The organism is Rhodococcus ruber NBRC 15591 (genome assembly GCF_001894945.1).
GTDB classification, from domain to species: Bacteria; Actinomycetota; Actinomycetes; order Mycobacteriales; family Mycobacteriaceae; genus Rhodococcus; species Rhodococcus ruber.
Window position 1 is genome coordinate 20,377 of record NZ_BCXE01000041.1, and the last position, 20,059, is coordinate 40,435.

The 20,059-nt window shown below is 70.9% G+C and carries 18 protein-coding genes and 1 tRNA gene; 5 read left to right on the plus strand and 14 right to left on the minus strand.

Annotated elements, in window-relative coordinates:
• Window positions 1-103: 103 nt before the first annotated feature.
• The 5 genes from RR3_RS23285 to RR3_RS23305 form a co-directional block, all read right to left on the minus strand.
• A complete protein-coding gene (locus RR3_RS23285; RefSeq protein WP_010596396.1) occupies window positions 104-514 on the minus strand; it encodes an acyl-CoA thioesterase in 411 nt (136 codons plus the stop codon).
• Entirely contained in the window at window positions 507-2,180 is a 1,674-nt protein-coding gene (ettA, locus tag RR3_RS23290) for an energy-dependent translational throttle protein EttA (RefSeq protein ID WP_017681995.1), read from the minus strand. Before ettA ends, RR3_RS23285 begins: the two co-directional genes overlap by 8 nt.
• A gap of 80 nt (window positions 2,181-2,260) precedes the next feature.
• Entirely contained in the window at window positions 2,261-3,397 is a 1,137-nt protein-coding gene (locus RR3_RS23295) for a lipase family protein (protein ID WP_017681994.1), read from the minus strand.
• 79 nt (window positions 3,398-3,476) lie between these two features.
• Complete coding sequence (locus RR3_RS23300) at window positions 3,477-4,586, minus strand: alpha/beta hydrolase family protein (protein WP_017681993.1); 1,110 nt, start codon at window positions 4,584-4,586, stop codon at window positions 3,477-3,479.
• A gap of 141 nt (window positions 4,587-4,727) precedes the next feature.
• On the minus strand, window positions 4,728-5,618 hold the full coding sequence (locus tag RR3_RS23305; RefSeq protein WP_017681992.1) for an SRPBCC family protein: 891 nt from the start codon (window positions 5,616-5,618) through the stop codon (window positions 4,728-4,730).
• Window positions 5,619-5,842: 224 nt separating this feature from the next.
• On the opposite strand from RR3_RS23305, the gene RR3_RS23310 reads away from it, so the two are divergent.
• Both RR3_RS23310 and RR3_RS23315 read left to right on the plus strand, forming a co-directional pair.
• Window positions 5,843-6,199, plus strand: a complete 357-nt coding sequence (locus tag RR3_RS23310) for an ABC transporter permease family protein (RefSeq protein WP_010596391.1) — start codon at window positions 5,843-5,845, stop codon at window positions 6,197-6,199.
• A 79-nt stretch (window positions 6,200-6,278) separates the two neighbouring features.
• The gene (locus RR3_RS23315) at window positions 6,279-6,824 is read left to right on the plus strand and encodes a DUF2716 domain-containing protein (protein WP_010596390.1); all 546 of its coding nucleotides are present in this window, start codon (window positions 6,279-6,281) and stop codon (window positions 6,822-6,824) included.
• Window positions 6,825-7,080: 256 nt separating this feature from the next.
• Here the strand turns inward: RR3_RS23315 and RR3_RS23320 are convergent, their stop codons facing one another.
• On the minus strand, window positions 7,081-8,208 hold the full coding sequence (locus RR3_RS23320; protein WP_010596389.1) for an alpha/beta hydrolase family protein: 1,128 nt from the start codon (window positions 8,206-8,208) through the stop codon (window positions 7,081-7,083).
• 114 nt (window positions 8,209-8,322) lie between these two features.
• Here RR3_RS23320 and RR3_RS23325 point away from each other — a divergent pair, with 114 nt between their 5' ends.
• Entirely contained in the window at window positions 8,323-9,180 is an 858-nt protein-coding gene (locus RR3_RS23325) for a TspO-related membrane protein (RefSeq protein ID WP_017681991.1), read from the plus strand.
• Here the strand turns inward: RR3_RS23325 and RR3_RS23330 are convergent.
• From RR3_RS23330 to RR3_RS23360, 7 genes are read right to left on the minus strand one after another with little or no spacing between them, the layout of a single operon-like run.
• A complete protein-coding gene (locus RR3_RS23330; protein ID WP_017681990.1) occupies window positions 9,177-11,210 on the minus strand; it encodes a bifunctional copper resistance protein CopD/cytochrome c oxidase assembly protein in 2,034 nt (677 codons plus the stop codon). The genes RR3_RS23325 and RR3_RS23330 overlap by 4 nt on opposite strands.
• 31 nt (window positions 11,211-11,241) lie before the next feature.
• Window positions 11,242-12,456 carry a vWA domain-containing protein gene (locus RR3_RS23335; protein WP_010596386.1) on the minus strand — a complete coding sequence of 405 codons (1,215 nt, stop codon included), beginning with the start codon at window positions 12,454-12,456 and terminating at the stop codon, window positions 11,242-11,244.
• Window positions 12,453-13,322 (minus strand): AAA family ATPase, encoded by an 870-nt coding sequence (locus RR3_RS23340; RefSeq protein WP_010596385.1) that lies wholly within the window; start codon window positions 13,320-13,322, stop codon window positions 12,453-12,455. Before RR3_RS23340 ends, RR3_RS23335 begins: the two co-directional genes overlap by 4 nt.
• A gap of 25 nt (window positions 13,323-13,347) precedes the next feature.
• On the minus strand, window positions 13,348-14,235 hold the full coding sequence (locus tag RR3_RS23345; protein ID WP_064066589.1) for an XdhC family protein: 888 nt from the start codon (window positions 14,233-14,235) through the stop codon (window positions 13,348-13,350).
• Between the two features lie 28 nt (window positions 14,236-14,263).
• Window positions 14,264-16,660, minus strand: a complete 2,397-nt coding sequence (locus RR3_RS23350) for an aerobic carbon-monoxide dehydrogenase large subunit (protein ID WP_064066588.1) — start codon at window positions 16,658-16,660, stop codon at window positions 14,264-14,266.
• Window positions 16,657-17,136 (minus strand): (2Fe-2S)-binding protein, encoded by a 480-nt coding sequence (locus RR3_RS23355; RefSeq protein ID WP_003936856.1) that lies wholly within the window; start codon window positions 17,134-17,136, stop codon window positions 16,657-16,659. The genes RR3_RS23350 and RR3_RS23355 overlap by 4 nt, the downstream gene beginning before the upstream one ends.
• A 4-nt stretch (window positions 17,137-17,140) precedes the next feature.
• Window positions 17,141-18,022, minus strand: coding sequence for an FAD binding domain-containing protein (locus RR3_RS23360; RefSeq protein WP_040271681.1), 882 nt, complete (start codon window positions 18,020-18,022; stop codon window positions 17,141-17,143).
• Between the two features lie 159 nt (window positions 18,023-18,181).
• On the opposite strand from RR3_RS23360, the gene RR3_RS23365 reads away from it, so the two are divergent.
• Together RR3_RS23365 and RR3_RS23370 are read left to right on the plus strand one after the other, a co-directional pair.
• Window positions 18,182-18,258: transfer RNA gene (locus RR3_RS23365), tRNA-Arg, on the plus strand.
• A gap of 149 nt (window positions 18,259-18,407) precedes the next feature.
• Window positions 18,408-19,040 carry a hypothetical protein gene (locus RR3_RS23370; protein WP_064066587.1) on the plus strand — a complete coding sequence of 211 codons (633 nt, stop codon included), beginning with the start codon at window positions 18,408-18,410 and terminating at the stop codon, window positions 19,038-19,040.
• Between the two features lie 609 nt (window positions 19,041-19,649).
• Here the strand turns inward: RR3_RS23370 and RR3_RS23375 are convergent.
• Window positions 19,650-20,054, minus strand: a complete 405-nt coding sequence (locus RR3_RS23375) for a hypothetical protein (protein WP_064066586.1) — start codon at window positions 20,052-20,054, stop codon at window positions 19,650-19,652.
• Between the last annotated feature and the right edge of the window lie 5 nt (window positions 20,055-20,059).

The following is a 20,059-nucleotide window of genomic DNA, read 5'->3' on the forward strand; positions in this document are numbered from 1 at the left end:
TCACTCCCTCATTCGCGGCCGGAAACCGGCAGCGCCGCGGACAGGCTCTGGTGCGAGCCTATCCGCGGCGCCGGGTGTGAGGGGGGAATCCCGCGCCGGGCGGTCAGGCGACCGGGGCGGCGACGTACTCCTCGAGAACCGCCCGCTCCTCGGCGGACAGCGGCCGGGCGGTCTCCGTGCGCGGGTCGAACCCGACGAGCACCGCGTCCCCGGAGCCGCACGGGTGGCCCTGCACATCGGTGATCACGTGCCGCAGGGTGTACGAGCTGTTGCCCACATGCAGTACCGAGATGGCGACGGTGATCGGACCGGAGTCGTCCTTGAGCGGACGCAGGAACTCCACGTCCATCTTCCGCACCACCACGGCGCCGCGCGCGAACGGGCCGCTCTGCAGGAACTTGATCCGGGCTTCCTGCATGTACTCCACGAACTTCGTGTTGTTGACGTGCCCGAGGCGGTCGGAGTCGGCCCAGCGCACCTCCAGCGTGCAGGTGAAGGTCTTCCGCTCAGTCACGGGTGAGCTTCCGGTGGGTGACGCGGTGCGGACGCGCCGCCTCCGCTCCGAGCCGCTCGACCTTGTTGGCCTCGTACGACTCGAAGTTGCCCTCGAACCAGAACCACTTGCCCTCCTCGACGTTGCCCTCCCACGCGAGGATGTGGGTGCAGGTGCGGTCGAGGAACCAGCGGTCGTGGGAGATCACGACGGCACAGCCGGGGAACTTCTGCAGCGCGTTCTCGAGCGAGCTGAGGGTTTCGACGTCGAGGTCGTTGGTCGGCTCGTCGAGCAGGATCAGATTGCCGCCCTCCTTGAGGGTCAGCGCCAGGTTGAGGCGGTTGCGCTCGCCACCGGAGAGCACCTCGGCCTTCTTCTGCTGATCCGGTCCCTTGAAGCCGAAGGCGCTGACGTACGCCCGTGAGGGCATCTCGTTCTGGCCGACCTCGATGTAGTCGAGCCCGTCGGACACGACCTCCCAGACCGTCTTGTTCGGGTCGATGTTCGCGCGGGACTGGTCGACGTAGCTCAGCTTGACGGTGTCGCCGACCCTCACGGTGCCGGAGTCCGGCTTCTCGAGGCCGACGATGGTCTTGAACAGGGTGGTCTTGCCGACGCCGTTGGGGCCGATCACGCCGACGATGCCGTTGCGCGGCAGCGTGAAGGACAGGTCCTTGATCAGCACGCGGCCTTCGAACCCCTTGTCGAGGTGGTCGACCTCGACCACGACGTCGCCCAGGCGCGGCGGCGTCGGGATCTGGATCTCCTCGAAGTCCAGCTTGCGGAACTTCTCGGCCTCGGCGGCCATCTCCTCGTAGCGGGCCAGACGGGCCTTGTTCTTGGTCTGGCGGGCCTTGGCCCCGGACCGGACCCACTCGAGCTCCTCGCGCAGGCGCTTCTGCAGCTTCTGGTCCTTCTTGCCCTGCACCTCGAGGCGCTCGGCCTTCTTCTCCAGGTAGGTGGAGTAGTTGCCCTCGTACGGGTGCAGCTTGCCGCGGTCGACCTCACAGATCCACTGCGCGACGTGGTCGAGGAAGTACCGGTCGTGGGTGACGGCGAGGACGGCACCGGGGTAGCTCGCGAGGAACTGCTCGAGCCACAGCACCGACTCGGCGTCGAGGTGGTTGGTGGGCTCGTCGAGCAGCAGCAGGTCGGGCTTGCTCAGCAGCAGCTTGCACAGGGCGACGCGGCGGCGCTCACCGCCCGACAGGTGGGTGACCGGCTCGTCCGGCGGCGGGCAGCGCAGGGCGTCCATCGCCTGCTCGAGCTGCGAGTCGATGTCCCAGGCGTTGGCGTGGTCGAGTTCCTCCTGGAGCTTGCCCATCTCCTCCATGAGCTCGTCGGAGTAGTCGGTCGCCATCAGCTCGGCGATCTCGTTGAACCGGTCGAGCTTGACCTTGATCTCGCCGAGACCCTCCTCCACGTTGCCGCGGACGGTCTTGTCCTCGTTGAGCGGCGGTTCCTGCAGGAGGATGCCGACGGAGGCTTCGGGATCGAGGAAGGCCTCCCCGTTGCTGGGCTGGTCCAGCCCGGCCATGATCTTGAGGATGGACGACTTGCCCGCGCCGTTCGGTCCGACCACACCGATCTTGGCACCCGGGTAGAAGCTCATGGTGACGTCGTCGAGAATGACCTTGTCACCGTGCGCCTTGCGCACCTTCTTCATCGTGTAAATGAACTCCGCCATAGGTCCAGCGTATCGGGCCGACCCGCGGACACCACATCCCGGACGACCGGCCCGGTCGGTAAGACCCGGAAGCGGCCCGGCTACGAGGCGAACAGCCGCGCCACGAACGGGGTGGTGTCGGGCAGGGAACGGGTCATGGTCGTGTTGTGGCCGGCGACGTACACCCGATAGTCGATGTCGGCACCCGCCGCCAGCAGGTCGGCTGCGAGCCCGGCCGACAACGGCGCGGGGACCATCGTGTCGTGGATGCCCTGGGCGAGGAACATGGGGCGGTCGTACCCGCTGGTCGGGACGCCGAGGTAGTCGGTGAACACGGCGGGAAAGGGGCCTTCGGACAGGGGCCGCGCCGCGAGGTCGCCGACCCGGACGTCGCCGGCGAGCGCGTCGAGCTCGTTGTAGCAGAGTCGTTCGGCCGCATCGACGAACTCCCGCCCGGTGGGGGTCAGGTAGCTGTTCACGTCCAGGTCGGGATGGGCGGCGCGGAGTCCGGCGAAGATGTAGGAGCTGAACGCGACCAGACCTTCGAAACCCGGATCGGGGAATCCGGGCCCGCCGAAGGGGAACAGCCGCTCGAGGTTGGACGGCGCCCCGGTGGTGACCGTGCCGCGGAAGTCGAGTTCCGGCGCCCGCAACGAGGCCCGGTGTGCGGTGTGCAGCGCGGCGTGCCCGCCCTGCGACTGGCCGACGACGACCCACCGCGGCGACAGCGACGGCTCGGCGGCACGGCCCGCGCGCACGATGTCGACGACGCTGTTGGCGGCGCTCTGGCCGTCGAGGTAGGTGTGGACGCCGTCGGTGCCCAGTCCCGGGTAGTCGGCCGCCACGACGGCGTACCCCTGGGCTAGCCAGTGTTCGAGGTACGCGCGCTCGACGTCGGCGCGCGGATTCCGCGACGGTGCGCAGTCGTCGCCGATGCCGACGGTGCCGTGGGCGTAGGAGATCACCGGCCGGCCGCCCTCCGGGGCCGGGCCCGGAGGCAGGAACAGCACTCCGGTGCCGACGGCCGGCGCACCGGAGCGCCACTCGGTGCGGTACGTGAGCCGCTGGGCGACCGCGGCGCCGGACACCGACAGTTCGGGTGGCAACGGTTCGACCGAGACGATCGCGCCGGGGTCGGCGGCTGCGGGTTCGGCCCCGGCGACGGGCGGAGTGAGCCCGCCCGCCAGCACCGCACCGACCGTACACAGCGCCCATCGCCACCGCCTGGTCCGGCCCATGAAAGTCCTCCGCTCGTCCGACGCGCGTGCCGGTCGTCGGCAGGCACCACCTCGCACGTCGGTCCCCGACCGTCCGGCGTTACCGGACGAATCGGGCGGTGACGAACCTCGTGGTGTCGGGGAGGGCCTCGAAGAGGGTGGCGAAGTGGTCGGCCGGATAGGTGCGGTAGTCGACGTCGGCGCCGCCGGCCCACAGGTCGGCGACGAGCTTGAACGACAACGGGGCCGGCACCATCCGGTCCTCCAGGCCCTGGCCCAGGAACAGGGGCCGGTCGTAACCGCGGGCCGGGACGCCGAGGTAGTCCGCGAGCGTGGCGCGCATCCGGTCGTCACCGAGCGGCCGGGACAACAGCTGCCCGACGGCCACACCGGCGGCGCGGTCCTCGAGCTCGCTGTAGCAGAGGCGCTCGGCGGCATCGACGAGTTCGCGTCCGACGGGCGTGAGGTAGCTGTTCACATCGACGTCGGGACGGGCCGTCCGCAGACCGGCCATGATGTACGCGCTGAACGAGACGAGCCCGTCGAGGTCGAGGTCGGGGAAGCCGGGCACACCGAACGGGAACAGCAGCTCGAGGTTGGACGGCGCACCGGTGGCGACCGCGCCGCGGAAGTCGAGCTCCGGCGCGCGCGCCGTGGCCCGGTGCGCGGTGTGCAGCGCCGCGTGCCCGCCCTGCGACTGACCGACGACGACCCAGCGCGACGAGAGGGACGGCTCCACTGCGCGCGCCGCCCGCACGATGTCGATCACGCTGTTCGCGGCCGTGGGCCCGTCGAGATATGTGTGCAGGCCGTCGGTGCCGAGTCCGGGGTAGTCGGCGGCCACCACGGCGTAGCCCTGCGACAGCCAGTGCGCGAGATACCGCTGTTCCCGGTCGACGCGTGGGTTGCGCGACGGGGCACAGTCGTCGCCGAGACCGACGGTGCCGTGGGCCCACGACACCACCGGACGGCCACCCTCGGGTGTCGGGCCCGGCGGCAGGAACAGCACCCCGGTGTCGACGGCGGCGGCACCGGAGCGCCACTGGGTGCGGTAGGTGAGCCGCTCCGCAACCGCAGCGCCCGGCACGGACAGCTCGGCCGGCAGCGGTTCCACGGACATCACCGCCCCGGGCACCGGTTCGGCGACCGCGACGGCCGGGCACAGCCCGGACGGGAACAACACGGCCGACGACGCGCAGACCGTCCACACCGCCCGGCGTACCCCCGTCTCACGACGACTCGGCTCGTCCACGGATCCCCTCGGGTCTCCCCGCGACGACGACGCGCGGTCGGGGACGGCGTGCCGGCCGCTGCGACGGTGCGATCCGGCACCCGGCGCGACCGGCTCGGGTCAGCCCACACGCTCGATCCGGGTCTTCAGGTGGGCCGGCATCTGCTGCATGCTGCTCTCGGTCCATTTCGGGAGATGATCGCCGAGGGGGACGTCGGCGACGAGGACGGCGACATGCGAGGTTCCTGCCAGCGTCACCTCGGTGCCGCCGTCGGCGGGCGCAAGCGTGAGCGTCCACAGGAACTCGATGCCCGCCCGGGGCGTCGACCGGACGACGATGCGTTCGTCGGGGACGACCTCGACGAACTCGACGTGATCCTCGAAATGCAGGCCCCGGAGTCCTCCGAACCACTGGGCGCTCGACCCGACACCGTCCGGGGTCGAGTGGACCTCCCGGACCGCCATGTTCGGGTGAGCGGACCACAGCTTCCCGATGTCGCGCGCGAACCCGAACACCTTCTCGACGGGGGCATCGATCGTGATGCTCTGCGCCGCACGCGCGCTCGGCGGCGCGGCCGGAGTCCGGGCACCCTCGACCCGTGCCTTCACGGTCGCGAGCATCCGTTCGATGTCACCCCCTCTCAACTTGAACATCAACTCCTCGACGGGCACCCCGACGACCGGAACGTCGAGTGTCCATTCGCAGTCCAAGGTCAGGCTCGTCGCGCCGTCCTGCGGCGCGAACGTGAAGGTCCAGACCGGTCCCATGCTGGATCGGGCCACGATGCGCTCGCCGGGGACGACCTCGGTGTACTCCACGCGTCCTTTCAGGTGCAGGCCCAGCAGCTTCTCGAACCACTCGGCACTCGTCCCGACCCCGTCCGGGGTGAGGTCGACGTCCCTCACTGCGCAGTCGGGAAAGCAGACCCACAACTTCCCGACGTCCTTCGCGAACTCGAACACCTCCGCCACGGGCGCCTCGATCGTGGTGGTGCGGCTCATCTTCGCCATCGGTCCGATCCCTTCCGTCCTGACTGTCCCCGAATTACGGCCGCCGGATCACACGTTTCGCACGCTACGCTCCGCCGGCCACCCGGAGCTCGGGATCGGCCGGTTGTGGTCTCGATGTCACCGCTCCGTGGGCCCAGGCTGCTGTGCTGTTCGACGATCTTCGAACAGCACTCCGTACGTTGGTTTCCCGACCTTCCAGCGGAAGGGCCGTATCGTCCGAGCGCATGGCATGGTTGGTGTTCGGAGTTCTGGCGCTGATGGGGCTGGTGGCGGGCGTGGTGGTGCGACAGCGAGACCGGGTGGAACGCGCTTCCGGGTTTCCGTGGTTCTGGGTGGCATTCCCGGCGACCTGCATCGTCATCGCGGCTGCGGTGAGTGTCTTCGCATGGCCTCAGGTGCTGACCGGCTCGGGCAGTTACTGGTGGGATCCGCCCACCGTGAATCAGCCGGGTTTGCAGTTCCTGTCGAACGAGCAGTACCAGCGGTTCATGACATTGCGTCGGTGGAGATGGGTACTACCTGCGATATCACTCGTGGGAATTGCCTTGTGCGTGTGGACCTGGCGGCGACGCCACGTGTGACCCCGCCCTTGTGATGGTCCCGCACAGCAACAGAGGTATCGCTGTGGGCGCGGCGGTACCGGTTACGAGGAGACGCGCCATGATGAGACACACACTCGACTTCGGTAGCCCGTTGCCCCCGGGCTGGACCACACTCGACGACCAGAACCGGTACTGGGATCAGTTCACCGACCGGTTCAGGTTCCGGCCTGGTCTTACCGAGTCGGATTGGCCGGCGATGGCAGAACCGACACCGTCGATCACGTTCGATCTCACCGCGCCTGCCGACATCGCAGGCGCGTGGCAGAGCCGCTTCGATGCGATCAACGCCGAAGCGTTACGTTGTTTCGTCTCCGATTTCCCCGAGGACCCGATGTTCGTGGTGCTGGACTGGCAGCACACCTGCTATCGGCTCGATACGGCCGTGCATGCCGCCACCCCGGACACCGAGTGGCGGGTTCCGGTCTACCCCAACGGCGACTACCACCTCTTTCTGCGCGACGACCTCAGCGAGGGCACGTTCGGACACCCGTGGGAGCAGACCCTGTGCGTGTTCGGCGAACGTCCTGTCGGTTCATTGGGCCGGACCCTCGCGACGTGGCTGCCTGTCATACGGATCGACGGCCGTCGACCCGACGCCCTGTAACACAACAGCACACCACTCGCGCACCGCGGGACGGGGCCACGACATCGGCCCGGACTGTGCGAAGCCCTCGCCACCTGTCGAGAAGGCGACACCCTCATCGTCGCCGGATTCGGCTGACTGGGCCGATCCGCCGGCGACCACAGTCTTCGCGCCGGCCTCGTGCAGGTCGAACATCTTGCGGCCCTGCGCCCGCGTCAGCTGACGCGTCGACCCGCAGCAGCCTCGACAATCACCGGGCCCCGCACGAACAGCGGCTCTACCCGCCGAACAGGGTCGCCGCGAACGGCGTGGTGGCCGGCAGTGCGTCGAACATGGTCTCGGAATGCCCGTTGGGGTAGGTGCGGTAGTCGACGTTTGTACCCCCGGACCACAGGTCGGCGACGAGCTTGAACGACAGCGGCGCCGGCACGACCTGATCGCGCAATCCCTGGCCGAGGAACAGCGGCCGGTCGTAGCCACGGGTGGGCACTCCCATGTAGTCGGCGAGGGCCGCGCGCATGCGGTCGTCGCCGAGCGGGCGGGCGAGGATTTCCCCCACTCCGATGCCGTCGACGCGGTCGCTGAGTTCGGCGTAGCAGAGCCGCTCCGCGTCGTCGACCACGTCCCGTCCGACCGGGGTGAGGTAGCTGTTCACGTCCACGTCGGGCCGTGCGACTCGCAGACCGGCCAGGACGTAGGACAGGAACACGGTGGTGCCGTCGAGGCCCAGATCCGGAAAGCCGGGACCGCCGAACGGGAACAGCGTCTCGAGGTTCGACGGCGCGCCGGTGGCGATCATGCCGCGGAAGTCGAGTTCGGGGGCCCGCGACGTCGCCAGGAGCGCGGTGTGCAGGGCCGCGTGGCCGCCCTGCGACTGGCCGATCACGATCCACCGGTTCGACAGCGACGGCTCGGCGGCGCGGGCGGCCCGGACGACGTCGACGACGCTGTTCGCGGCACTCGGCCCGTCGAGGTAGGTGTGGAGCCCGTCGCTGCCCAGGCCGGGATAGTCGGAGGCGACCACGGCGTAGCCCCGGGACAGCCAGTGTCCGAGATATGCCCGGTCGCGGTCGGTGCGCGGGTTGCGCGACGGGGCGCAGTCGTCGCCGACGCCGACGGTGCCGTGGGCCCACGACACGACCGGCCAGCCACCCTCGGGCGCCTGACCCGGAGGCAGGTACAGGACACCCGAGGCGGTCGTCGACGCACCCGATCGCCACTGGGTGCGGAAGGCCAGTCGCTCGGCCGTGGCCGCTCCCGGCACCGACAGCTCACCGGGCAGTGACTCGACCGCGACCACCGTGCCGGGCCCGGGTTGCGCGCCGGCCGTCGCGGGCACGACCAGCCCGGCCGCCACGGCCCCGATGCACGCGAGCGCCCGCAGCCGCCACCCGATTCCCCTCATCGTGTCCTCCCGTCGTCGGTGCAGGCGCTCGAACCTACAGGCGCTCAAACCTAGCAGCGGCGCCCAGCCGGACAGGACGTTTCGGGCACGGTGACGCCGGGCATCTTCCGAGGCATGACGACTTTCCCGGCGAGCTCGACGACCCCACAGGCCACCGCCGCCGATCGGCTCCGCGTCGCAGGCGTCGCCGTGTCGGCGATCGCCGCGGTCGCTCTGTCCTTCCTCGGTTCCGGGGCCGTGGTGGGCACACCGATCTCCGAGGTGGCCGACGGGGCGCTCTCCGCCGATGCGACGGCGGTGGCGCCGGGCGGTCCGGCATTCGCGATCTGGTCGGTGATCTACGCGGGTCTGCTGGCGCTCGCGGTGTGGCAGGCGCTGCCCGCGCACCACGCCGACCCCCGCCAGCGGGCGCTCGGCTGGTGGATCGCCGCGTCGATGCTGCTCAACGCCGCGTGGATCCTCGTCGTGCAGCTCGAACTGCTCGCGCTCAGCGTCGCGGTCATCGTCGCGCTGCTGGCCGTGCTGGTCCGGATCTTCCTCGGCCTGACCCGCACCGCGCCGTCGTCCCGCGTGGAAGCGGTCGTCGTGGACGGCACGATGTTCCTGTACCTGGGCTGGGTCGCGGTGGCCACCGTCGCGAACACGGCGGCGGCGCTGCGCGCCGCGGACGTCGACCCGTTCTCGCTGGGCGCCGACGCCTGGGCGGTGATCGTCCTGGTCGCGGTCGCCGCGGTGTCGGTGCTCCTGGCCATCGCCGGGCACGGGCGGCTCGCCGTCGCCGCGGCCATGGCGTGGGGCCTGGTGTGGATCGCGGTGGCCCGCAGCGGCGACACCGGATTCACCTCAGTCCCGGCCGCCGTCGCGGCGGGCGGCGCGGCGGCCGTGGCGGTGCTGTCCGCGGTGATCGTGCGGCTGCGCACCGAGGCCGCGCGGCGGCGACGCACCGACACCGCGCGGCGCCGGCGAACCTAGTGGCCCTCGTGGTCCCGCCGCGCCAGCTCGGCGAACATCGCGTTGTGGGCGGCGAGATCGGCGTCGTCGTCGCGCTCGGCGGCGCGGTCCACCCGTCGCGCGGTGCGCTCGTCGCTGCGCGACCACTGCACCAGCAGCGCCAGCATGACCAGCACCAGCGGGATCTCCCCCGCCGACCAGGCGATACTGCCCCCCACCTTCTGATCGGCGAACAGGTCGCTGTTCCAGGCCAGGCCGAGCCCGCGATAGTAGGACTCCGCCATCACCGAGCCCATGCTCATCAACGTCACGCCGAAGAACGCGTGGAACGGCAGGGAGCCGAACACCATCGCCAGCTTCGTCACCGGCGTCACGTCCCGCGGCGACGGGTCCACGCCGATCACGACCCAGTAGAACAGGTAGCCGCTGATCAGGAAGTGCAGGTTCATCAGCACGTGCGCGGCATGGCTGTCGGCGTTGGCCTCGAAGATCCCACCCAGGTACAACGCGTAGAAGCCGCCGACGAACATCACCGACGCGACGACCGGATGGGTGAAGAACCGCGACGGCGGGCTGTGCAGGAACGCGAGGAGCCATTCCCGCGGGCCGGGGTAGCCGTCGCGGCCCGCCGGTTTGAAGGCCCGCAGCGCCAGGGTCATCGCCCCGCCGAGGGCGAGCAGCACGGGCGCCAGCATCGACATCGCCATGTGGGCGCCCATGTGGACGCTGAACATCGCCGGCGAGTACATGCCCACGCCCGACGACGTGGCGACCAGCAGCACGAAGCAGCCGGAGAACCAGGCGATCGACCGGCCGACGGGCCAGCTGTCGCCGCGCCGGCGCAGCGTCCACAGCCCGATCGCGTAGGCGACCGCGAGGACGAGGGCGATCGTGCCGAAGATCAGGTCGAAGCGCCACGCCCCGAAGAAGAGGGTGCCGAGTGTCGGGGGGCCGTCCAGGTTGTAGCCCAGCTCCACCTCGAGCAGCGACGGCACCGTCGCGGGCGGGGGCGGCGGGGTGCGGCCCAGCCCGACGGCCAGGCCGACCGTGGCGGCCAGGATGACGGCCTCGACGGCCGCGAACCGGACGAGCGCGCCCCGATCGTCGGGGTTCGCCTCGAGCGCGGGCAGCGCACGGCGCCGCTGCATCCACCCGAGGACACCCAGGGCGATCAGTGCCAGCGCCTTGGCCACGATCAGCCGGCCGTAGGTGCTGGTGAGCAGCTCGTCCGCGGGCAGCCGGACCGCGGCGTTGACGACCCCGCTCAGGGCCATCACCGCGAACGCCAGCCCGGCGACGAACGAGAACCGGCGGGCCGCGAGGTCGGTGTGCGTGCCGCGGCGCCACCCGTGGGCGAGCAGGGCGAACAACCCGCCCGCCCACACCGACGCCGCGACCAGGTGCAGCACGAGACTGTTGGTGGCCATGTCGTGCGACCCGCCCGACGACGAGTGCCCGGTCAGGGCCAGCGGCATCAGGGTCACCAGCGACAGCAGCAGCAGGTACGGCACCCACGACCAGCGCACCGCGGCGCGGATCAGCACCGCCAGGATCAGGGCGAGCGCCGACGTCCACGCCCACGCGAGCGCCGTGTCGACCTGCCCGATCGCGCCCCACAGGTTCTCCGGCTTCAGCGCCTCGGCCAGCGGCTGCCCGGAGGTGTCGGACAGGGTCAGCGGCACCAGCACCGCCGAGCACAACGCCCAGATCAGGGCGGCGGCGCCCGCGGTCCGCACGGCCCGGTAGCCGCCCACGTCCAGCACCCCGCTGCGCTGCGGCGGCACCAGGAACGCGGCGAAGAACAACGATCCGACTGCGGCGACGGCCGCGACCTCCGCGATCGCGCGCACCGCGGGCAGTCCGTAGGTGGTGAGCGGTCCCGGGTCCGGGATGCCCAGCAGCACCAGCGCCTGCGCGGCGGACAGACCGACCACGATCGGCGCGACGACCGCGGCGACGAGCCCGAGGAGGACGTACAGTGCCGACGTGTTGCGCCGCCCGGCCGGCGGCGAGGAGGTCGGCGCGGCCGACGCGAGCTCGGGTGATGCCATAGGTACCAGGGTAGGACCTCGGCGAGCGCCGCTACGACGCACCGTCGGAGACGTGCGCCACCCACCCGGCGACCGGGTCGAGATCGAACACCACGCGCAGGGCGTCGAGGGTGTCGGCCGCGTGCAGAGCGTCGCAGTGCGGCAGCGCTGCCGCCATGGGCCCCGTCTCGGGACGGTAGCCGGGCCGGCCGGCCCGCGGGTTCAGCCACACCAGCCGGTGGGCGCGGCGACGGATCCGCGCGACGGCCCGGCCGAGCGCCTGCGGATCGTCGCTGTCCCACCCGTCGGAGGCGACGAACACGACGGCGCCGCGCAGCAGGTTGCCGTGGTGGGAGGCGAGCAACGCCTCGAGGCTCCCGGCGATGTGGGTGCCGCCGTAGCGGTCGACGACCGTGTCGTTGGCCCGGGCGACGGCGTGCTCGGCGGAGCGGTGCGCCAGGGTCGCGGTGAGCCGGGTCAGGCTCGTGGAGAACGCGAACACCTCGGCGTCGCCGGCGCGCACCGCGGCCCGCATCAGGTGCAGGTAGGTGTCGGCGTAGCCGTGCATGGACCGGCTCACGTCGCACAGCACCACGATCCGGCGCGGCCGGCGGATCGGCCGCGCCCGGCACAGACGGATCAGCTCGAACCCGGTGTGCCGGGAGGCGGCGAGGGTGGCCCGCACGTCGAGGCGGCCGTGGTGGTGCGGCGTGCGGCGGCGGCCGAGGCGCCGCGGCCAGCGCACCCGGGCCTGCTCGAGCCACTGCCCCAGCAGGCGCAGGTCCTCGGGCCGGAGGTCGCCGAACGGTTGGTCGGCGACGATCTCGACGGGGCTCGGCGCCCATGGCCCGGGCCGGCCCGTCTCGCCGGGTCCGCCGGATCGACGCGGGGCGCCGGTGTGCCACGGCACACCGGACTGCGGCGCCCCCGGCGGCGCGTGCGGCGCCGGCACGGTGGTCTCCCCCGCGCCCGTCGCCCCGTCGGGTCCGGTGCGCCGGGCGTGCGGGTCGACGGCGAGCGCCTGCTGGTCGAAGACCTCGGCGAAGACGGCGTCGAATGCCTCGAGCGCGTCCTGCCGGTCGACGAGGGCGATCCGCGCCGTCCAGTACAGGCGACTGCGGGTGCGCGGCGGGTGCAGGCGCAGTGCCCGCACCAGGGTCGCGGTGGCGGTCGCGGCGACGGGCACGCCGGCGCGGCGCAACCGGTCGGTGAGCGCCACGGTGAACGCGGCGAGGTCGACGCCGCGCAGCAGCAGCGCGCTGCTCACGCGCGGAACTCCTCGTATTCGGCGCGGATGGTGGTCCGGTCGTCGGGGGTCTTGGCGAGCGCGGTCAGTGTCGCCACCGCGCCCGGGTGGACCAGATCCGCCACTCCGAGCGCCACGAGTGCGGACACCCAGTCGATGGTCTCGGCGATGCCCGGCGCCTTGTCCAGGTCCAGCCGGCGCACGGAGGCGACGAAGTCGGCGGCCGATTCGACCAGCGCGAGGTTCGCGGCGGGGACGGTGCGGCGCAGGATCGCCACGGCGCGGTGCCGGTCCGGATAGTCGATCCAGTGGTACAGGCAGCGCCGGCGCAGCGCGTCGTGCAGGTCGCGACTGCGGTTGGAGGTGAGCACGACGATCGGGGGCCGAGCGGCGGCGAGGGTGCCGAGTTCGGGGATCGTGACCGAGTACTCGCCGAGGAACTCGAGCAGCAGCGCCTCGAATTCGTCGTCGGCCCGGTCGATCTCGTCGATGAGCAGCACCGGGACGGTGGGCCCGCGGTGGCGCACGCAGCGCAGCACCGGCCGTTCGAGCAGGAACTCCTCGGTGTAGAGGTCGGCCTCGCGCAGCGTCTCGCCGCGGGTTTCCGCGAGCCGGATCGCGAGCAGCTGCCGCTGGTAGTTCCAGTCGTAGAGGGCCTCGCTCGCGGCGAGACCCTCGTAGCACTGCAACCGGATCAGCTCGGTGCCCACGGCGGCGGCGAGGGCCTTGGCGGCGGTGGTCTTGCCGACGCCGGGTTCGCCCTCGAGCAGCAGCGGCCGGCCGAGTTCCACCGCGAGATACAGGGCGGTGGCGGTGCCCTCGTCGAGCAGGTAGTCCCGGTCGTCGAACCGGCGGACGACGTCGTCGACGTCGGCGAACACGCTCATCGGCCGGCTCCCGGAGCCGGTCCCGTCACGAACACGTGGCGTGTTCCTTCTGGTAGGCGCGGCGGCATCCCGGGCAGCAGAACCACACATCGGTGCCGGCGTCGGACAGATGCGGCGTGTCGGCGGTGACGGTGACGGTCATTCCGCAGACGGGGTCCACCGCGGTGCGCGGGGCCGCGATCGGCGCGGTGGGCGACCCGAGATTCTCGCGGCGGACCGCCTGCACCAGTTCGGCGACGATCGACAGCCCGATCTCCGCGGCGGTGCGCGCCCCGATGTCGAGACCCGCGGGGGTGTGCACGCGCGCTCGTTCGTCGGGGCGCACCTCGGCCTGCGCGAGCACGTCGGCGCCGCGCCGCCGGCTGGCGACGAGCCCGACGTAGCCGATCCCGGCGTCGAGGGCGGCCCGGATGACGCCCGGCTCCTCGCCACCGAGGCTCGCGACGACGACGGCCGCGGCGTCGGCGGCGGGCGTGGCGCCCGGCTCGAGGCGGTCGACCACGAAGTCGAGCCGCTCGGCGAAGTCCGCGATGGCCTCGGCCACCGGCGTCGACCCCGACACGACGAGCATCGGGGCGGGTAGCTGCGGCTCGAGGAAGATCTCCGTCGCGCCGCCCGACAGGCACGGATTGACCGCGACGGTGGCCCCCGGGGTGTCGGGGAAGGTCTGCGCGGTGCCGGGCAGGACCCGCAGCAGGGTGCTCTCCCCCGTGGTCAGGGCCTGTCGCGCGGCGTCCCGCACCGAGGTCTCGGTGCACTGGCCACCGACGAAGCCTTCGATCGTGCCGTCGTCGAGTACCAGCGCGCAGTCGCCGGGCCGCGCGGACGTCGGCCGCTGGGCGCGCACCACGGTGGCACGGACGAACGCCCGGCGCCGGCGGGTCAGTTCCGCGGCACGCATCGTCAGGTCCATACGGCTCTCCCTGGTTCGGGCCGGTGGGTCAGATCGGCGGGGTGGGCCGGCCCTGCATCGCCTCCCACACCCGGGACGGGGTCAGCGGCATGTCGGCGTGCCGCACCCCGAAGGGGCGCAGGGCATCGACGACGGCGTTGACCACGGCGGGCGGCGAGCCGACGGTCGCGGACTCGCCGATGCCCTTGGCGCCGATCGGGTGGTGCGGCGACGGGGTGACGGTGAACCCGGTCTCGAAGTGCGGCACCTCCATGGCCGTGGGGATGAGGTAGTCCATGAGCGAGCCGCCGAGGCAGTTGCCGTCCTCGTCGAACTCGATCATCTCCATCAGCGCCATCCCGATGCCGTCGACGAGTCCGCCGTGGACCTGGCCCTCGATGATCATCGGGTTGATGCGGGTGCCGCAGTCGTCGACGGCGAGGAATCGGCGGACCGTCATCTCACCCGTGCCGGGGTCGACGTCGACGACGCAGAAGTACGCCCCGTACGGGTAGGTGAGGTTCTCGGGGTTGTAGCAGATCTGGGCCTCGAGTCCGCCCTCGACACCCTCGGGCAGATCGCCCGCGCCGTGCGCCCGCATCGCGATGTCCTGGATGGTCACCGACGCGGTCGGATCGCCCTTGACGTGGAAGGAGCCCTTGGTCCAGTCGAGGTCGGCGACGGACACCTCGAGCATGCCGGAGGCGATGATCCGGGCCTTGTCGCGGACCTTGCGCGCGACGAGGGCGGCGGCCGCGCCGGAGACCGGGGTGGACCGGCTGCCGTAGGTGCCGAGACCGAACGGGGTGTTGTCGGTGTCGCCGTGCACGACGTCGATGTCCTCGGGTGGGATGCCGAGTTCCTCGGCGACGATCTGCGCGAACGTCGTCTCGTGCCCCTGGCCCTGGGTCTGCACGGACAGCCGCACCACCGCCTTGCCGGTGGGGTGCACGCGCAGCTCGCAGCCGTCGGCCATGCCGAGACCGAGGATGTCCATGTCCTTGCGGGGGCCGGCACCGACGGCCTCGGTGAAGAACGCCACGCCGATGCCCATCAGTTCGCCCCGCGCGCGGCGCTCGGCCTGCTCGCGGCGCAACTCCTCGTACCCGACCATCTCCGCCGCCTTGCGCAGGGTGGTCGCGTAGTCGCCGGAGTCGTACTTCCATCCGGTCTTGCTGGTGTACGGAAACTGTTCGGGCCGCAGCAGGTTCTGCAGCCGCAGCTGCACCGGATCGAGCTCGAGATCGTAGGCCAGGCAGTCCACGAGCCGCTCGACGAGGTAGACGGCCTCGGTGATGCGGAACGAGCACGCGTAGGCCACGCCGCCGGGCGCCTTGTTGGTGTAGACGGCGGTCATGTGGCAGTAGGCGGCCTCGATGTCGTAGCTGCCGGTGAACACCCCGAAGAAGCCGGCCGGGTACTTCACCGGGGCGGCGGTGCCGTTGAACGCGCCGTGGTCCGCGAGGACCTGGGTGCGGATCGCGAGGATCTTCCCCTCGCGGGTCGCTGCGATCTCACCGACCATCACGTAGTCGCGGGCGAAGCCGGTGCTCACCAGGTTCTCGCTGCGGTCCTCCATCCACTTGACCGGCTTGCCCGTGACGAGGGACGCGACGATCGCGCAGACGTACCCGGGATAGATGGGCACCTTGTTGCCGAACCCGCCGCCGATGTCCGGGGCGATCACCCGGATCTTGTGTTCGGGCAGACCCGCGACGAGGGCGTAGAGGGTGCGGTGGGCGTGCGGCGCCTGGCTCGTCGACCACAGCGTGAGCTTGCCGGTGATCCGGTCGTAGTCGGCCACGGCACCGCAGGTTTCCATCGGCGCCGGGTGCACCCGGGGATAGACCATCTCCTGCCGGGTGATCACGTCGGCCTTCGCGAACGCGGCTTCGGTGGCGGCGGCGTCCCCGGTCTCCCAGTCGAAGCAGTGGTTGTCGGTCTTGCCCTCGAGGTCGGTGCGGATCACCGGGGCCTCGGGTGCGAGGGCGCGACGGACGTCGACGACCGGATCGAGGATGTCGTACTCGACGTCGATGAGTTCGAGGGCGTCGCGGGCGGAGTACCGGTCCTCGGCGACGACGAAGGCGACCTCCTGGCCCTGGAAGCGGACCTTGTCGGTGGCGAGGACGGCCTGGACGTCGTTGGACAGGGTCGGCATCCAGGCCAGGCCCTTGTCCGCGAGGTCGGCGCCGGTGACGACGGCCCGCACCTTCGGGTGGGCCTGCGCGGCGCTGGTGTCGATGCCGAGGATCTTCGCGTGCGCGACCGGGGAGCGCAGGATCGCCAGGTGCAGCATGCCGGGTAGTTGCACGTCGTCGACGAAGCGGCCGTGGCCGCGGATGAATCGCGGGTCCTCCTTGCGCAGCATGCGGCCGTGGCCGCACGGCTTCTCGTCGTTGTCGACGGTGTCGAGCAGCTCGGGGGTCGGGTCGACGGCGGTCATGACGGCGCCTTCTCGGTGGCGGGGTGTTCGGCGGCCCAGCGGACGGACCGCACGATGGTGGTGTAGCCGGTACAGCGGCAGATCTGCCCGGAGATCGCCTCGCGGATGGTCTGCTCGTCGGGGTCCGGGTTGCGGTCGAGCAGGGCGCGGGCGGTGATCATCATGCCGGGGGTGCAGAAGCCGCACTGCAGCCCGTGGCAGCGCATGAAGCCCTCCTGGACGGGGTCGAGCACGCCGTCGCGCTCGAGTCCCTCGACGGTGCGCACGTCGTGGCCGCTCGCCATGGCAGCGAGCATGGTGCACGACTTGACGGGCTCGCCGTCGACCGCGACGACGCAGGTGCCGCAGTTGCTGGTGTCGCAGCCCCAGTGCGTGCCGGTCAGGCCGAGGTGATCGCGCAGGAAGTGGACGAGCAGCAGCCGCGGTTCCACCTCGGCACTGACCTCGTCTCCGTTGACGGTCATCGAAACACGCATCGGGTCAACCCCTTTCGGAGGTGGTGAGCCGCTCGACGGCGCGGCGCAGGGTCCGCACCGTGAGCTCCGCGGCGAGGTGGCGTTTGTAGTCGACGGTGCCGCGCTGATCCGCGACCGGGTCGCTCGCGGCGGCGGCGAGTTCGCCGGCCTCGCGGTAGAGGTCCTCGGACGGCGTCGCGCCGCGCAGCCGGTCGGAGATGCCGGCCAGGGCCTGCGCGTCCGCCCGGACCGCGGTGAGGCCGACGCGCGCGTCGTCGATGGCGCCGTCGCTCATCCACACCGCCGCGCCGGCGGCGGCGATCGCCCAGTCCCCCGTTCGTCGCTCGACCTTGGCGTAGGCGCTCGACCCGCGGCCCCGTCGCGGCAGCCGGACCTCGACGAGCAGTTCGTTGGCGGCGGCGGTCGTCTCGTAGGGGCCCAGGTGGAACTCCTCCATCGTCAGCGTCCGGCTGCCGCGCGGACCGCGCAGCACGACCGATGCGTCGAGGACCTGGCACACGGTGGACAGGTCCTCGGCGGGGTCGGCCTGGCACAGCGACCCGCCGATCGTGCCGCGGTTGCGCACCACGGGGTCGGCGATGACGCGTTCGGCGTCGCGGAAGATCGGGAAGATCTCGGCGAGCGCCTCGTTTTCGAGGAGTTCGCGGTGCCGCGCCAGCGCGCCGATCCGCACGACGTCGGGCTCGACGGCGATGTAGCCGAGCTCGCCGGCCAGGTCGTTGATGTCGATCAGACACTCGGGGCCGGCGAGCCGCAGTTTCATCATCGGCAGGAGACTGTGCCCACCAGCGACGACTCGGGCTTCCTCGCCGCGTTCGTCCAGTAGAGCGATGGCGTGTTCGATGCCGGTGGCGCGCTCGTATTCGAAAGCCGAAGGTACTTGCATGTGGCATACCTCACATTTCAGCTACCTACGGAGTGTATGCCCGCGCTCGCGGCGCGACGGGCGGATTCGCCGCCCGATCGGGACGCACGCGCCCACCGCGCCGGCAGCGGCGGGGCCTCGGTCGGGCACGCACCGGCAAACAGTTAAGATTCTGGCCGCGCCTCCGTAGCTCAGCTGGATAGAGCAAGAGCCTTCTAATCTCTAGGTCGCAGGTTCGAGTCCTGCCGGGGGCACCACAAAACCGCTGGTCAAAGCGGTTTCTTCTCCCTCAGCGGACTATACGTGCAGTTCACGTGCAGTTGCCTGGCCTCGGTCGAACATAAACGGCCCTGGTCGGTGCTTCCCACACCTTCCAGGGCCTCGGCCACAACGGAAGAGACCCGTCATGAACCGTCCCAGCAGTCTATCCACCCTCACGGCCGGCCCCGGCGAACGTGTCCTCGAGGTCCTGGACTTCCACGTCTGCGCCGGCGAACTGTGCGCCACCGTCGTCCTCGAGCCGATCGACGGCTGCCCCGCCCTCGAGTGCTGCATCCCAGTCGAGCAGCTGCACGTCGACACCGTCAGCAGTAACATTGTCGGCGCCGACAACGTGGCTGCTCACGACCTTTTCTCGGTTGACCGTGAAAACGGGGCACCCCCTCTCCTGGGATCGCAGGAAAAGGTTCCCGGCGCCGGGAACCGTGCAGCCCTGGTCGTGGCCGCGGCCCTCGGCTTCGGACTGCTGTACTTCCTTCCCCTCGGCCTCCTGGAGCTCGCAGTCAGCAACGGCTGGCACGCAGCAGCCGGGGTCATCGCAGTGTCATTCCTGCGGCCCAACGGCGAACGTGTCGTCCTCGGCCGTCTCGACTCGTTCCTCGAGGCAGCAGCAGCGATAGCCGACCACACCGAAATACTCACCCTCCAGCACGGCGAGGTTCAGCTCGTCGAGGCCGTCGCTCCGATCGTCACCGAATTTGCGGACGGCACAGTCCTGCACTACCGACTCGAGGTTGTCGACCAGGACGCCACCCTCTGAGGTGACCGGGGTACTCGCTCAGTGAGTACCACTCCCCCGGCCAGTTGCTCCAACCGTGGTGAAAACCGCCATGGTTGCCCGATCTGATCCGCCCGGCACCCGACCTGTTGGCGTCGTGCTTACCCCCCCGCCAGACGGAGAGTAAGCACGGCCCTGCACGCCGCGGTCCGTGAGCCTCTGCACGTCGCTTCTGCCGTCTCCGACGTAAACCGAGACGGTCCGGGTTCCATCCCCAGTCCCCGCGAACGGCGCGGGGCACCCGATCGAGTACGGGTCGACACGTCCGAACGGGTCCAGTACAGCCGCGACACCACAAGGTGCCGGGGCTATTCGTGCTGGCTCAGACGGTCTATGAGGGCATGGCGACCGGGCGACGTTGGGGAAGGGGCAGCTAGCACAGGCACCGCTCTGCGGTGTCCTCGAGGTCCAGCACAGCCGCCCCGGCAGGGGCGTCGATCCGACCGACACACCGAAGATGCCCGGAATCAGATTCCGGCCGTCGCTGAGCGAGCACCCCAGGGGGCTGGTGGAAAAAACCAAGGGAGAGAGCGGCGCCAAGGCCGGAGGATGCACCGTGGGGGTGGGGTAGCGGTCATCCCCCCCTGGGGGTCAGTCGGTGTCGGTGAGGAACGGATGCACGGTCGGGACCGGGGCGGCCGGCACGGTGTCGATGGTGAATGCGCCGCTGCTGCCGGTCTGGCACAGCTTCTGTAGCTGGGTGATCTCGCTCGGCCAGAACATGCCGCGGCGTGCGGTGCTGGTGTCGATGGTTTGGGCGAACGGCCCCGCAGACTGGGAGACGATCGCGCCGGCGCCGGAGTCGTGCCAGCGCAGGACGGCGCCGCGGAGGATCGCTTTCGCGGCGCCGGCTGCGGTGAAGGTGTCTTCGAGGATGCAGGGCGCCACGACGGCCGCGAGTGCGAGGGCGTCGTCGATCATCGCGGTTGCTTTCCCCGGTTCGATGTCGGGGGCGAACGGGGTCAGGTCGTCGACGGTGAGGGTGACTGCGGCCATCGTGT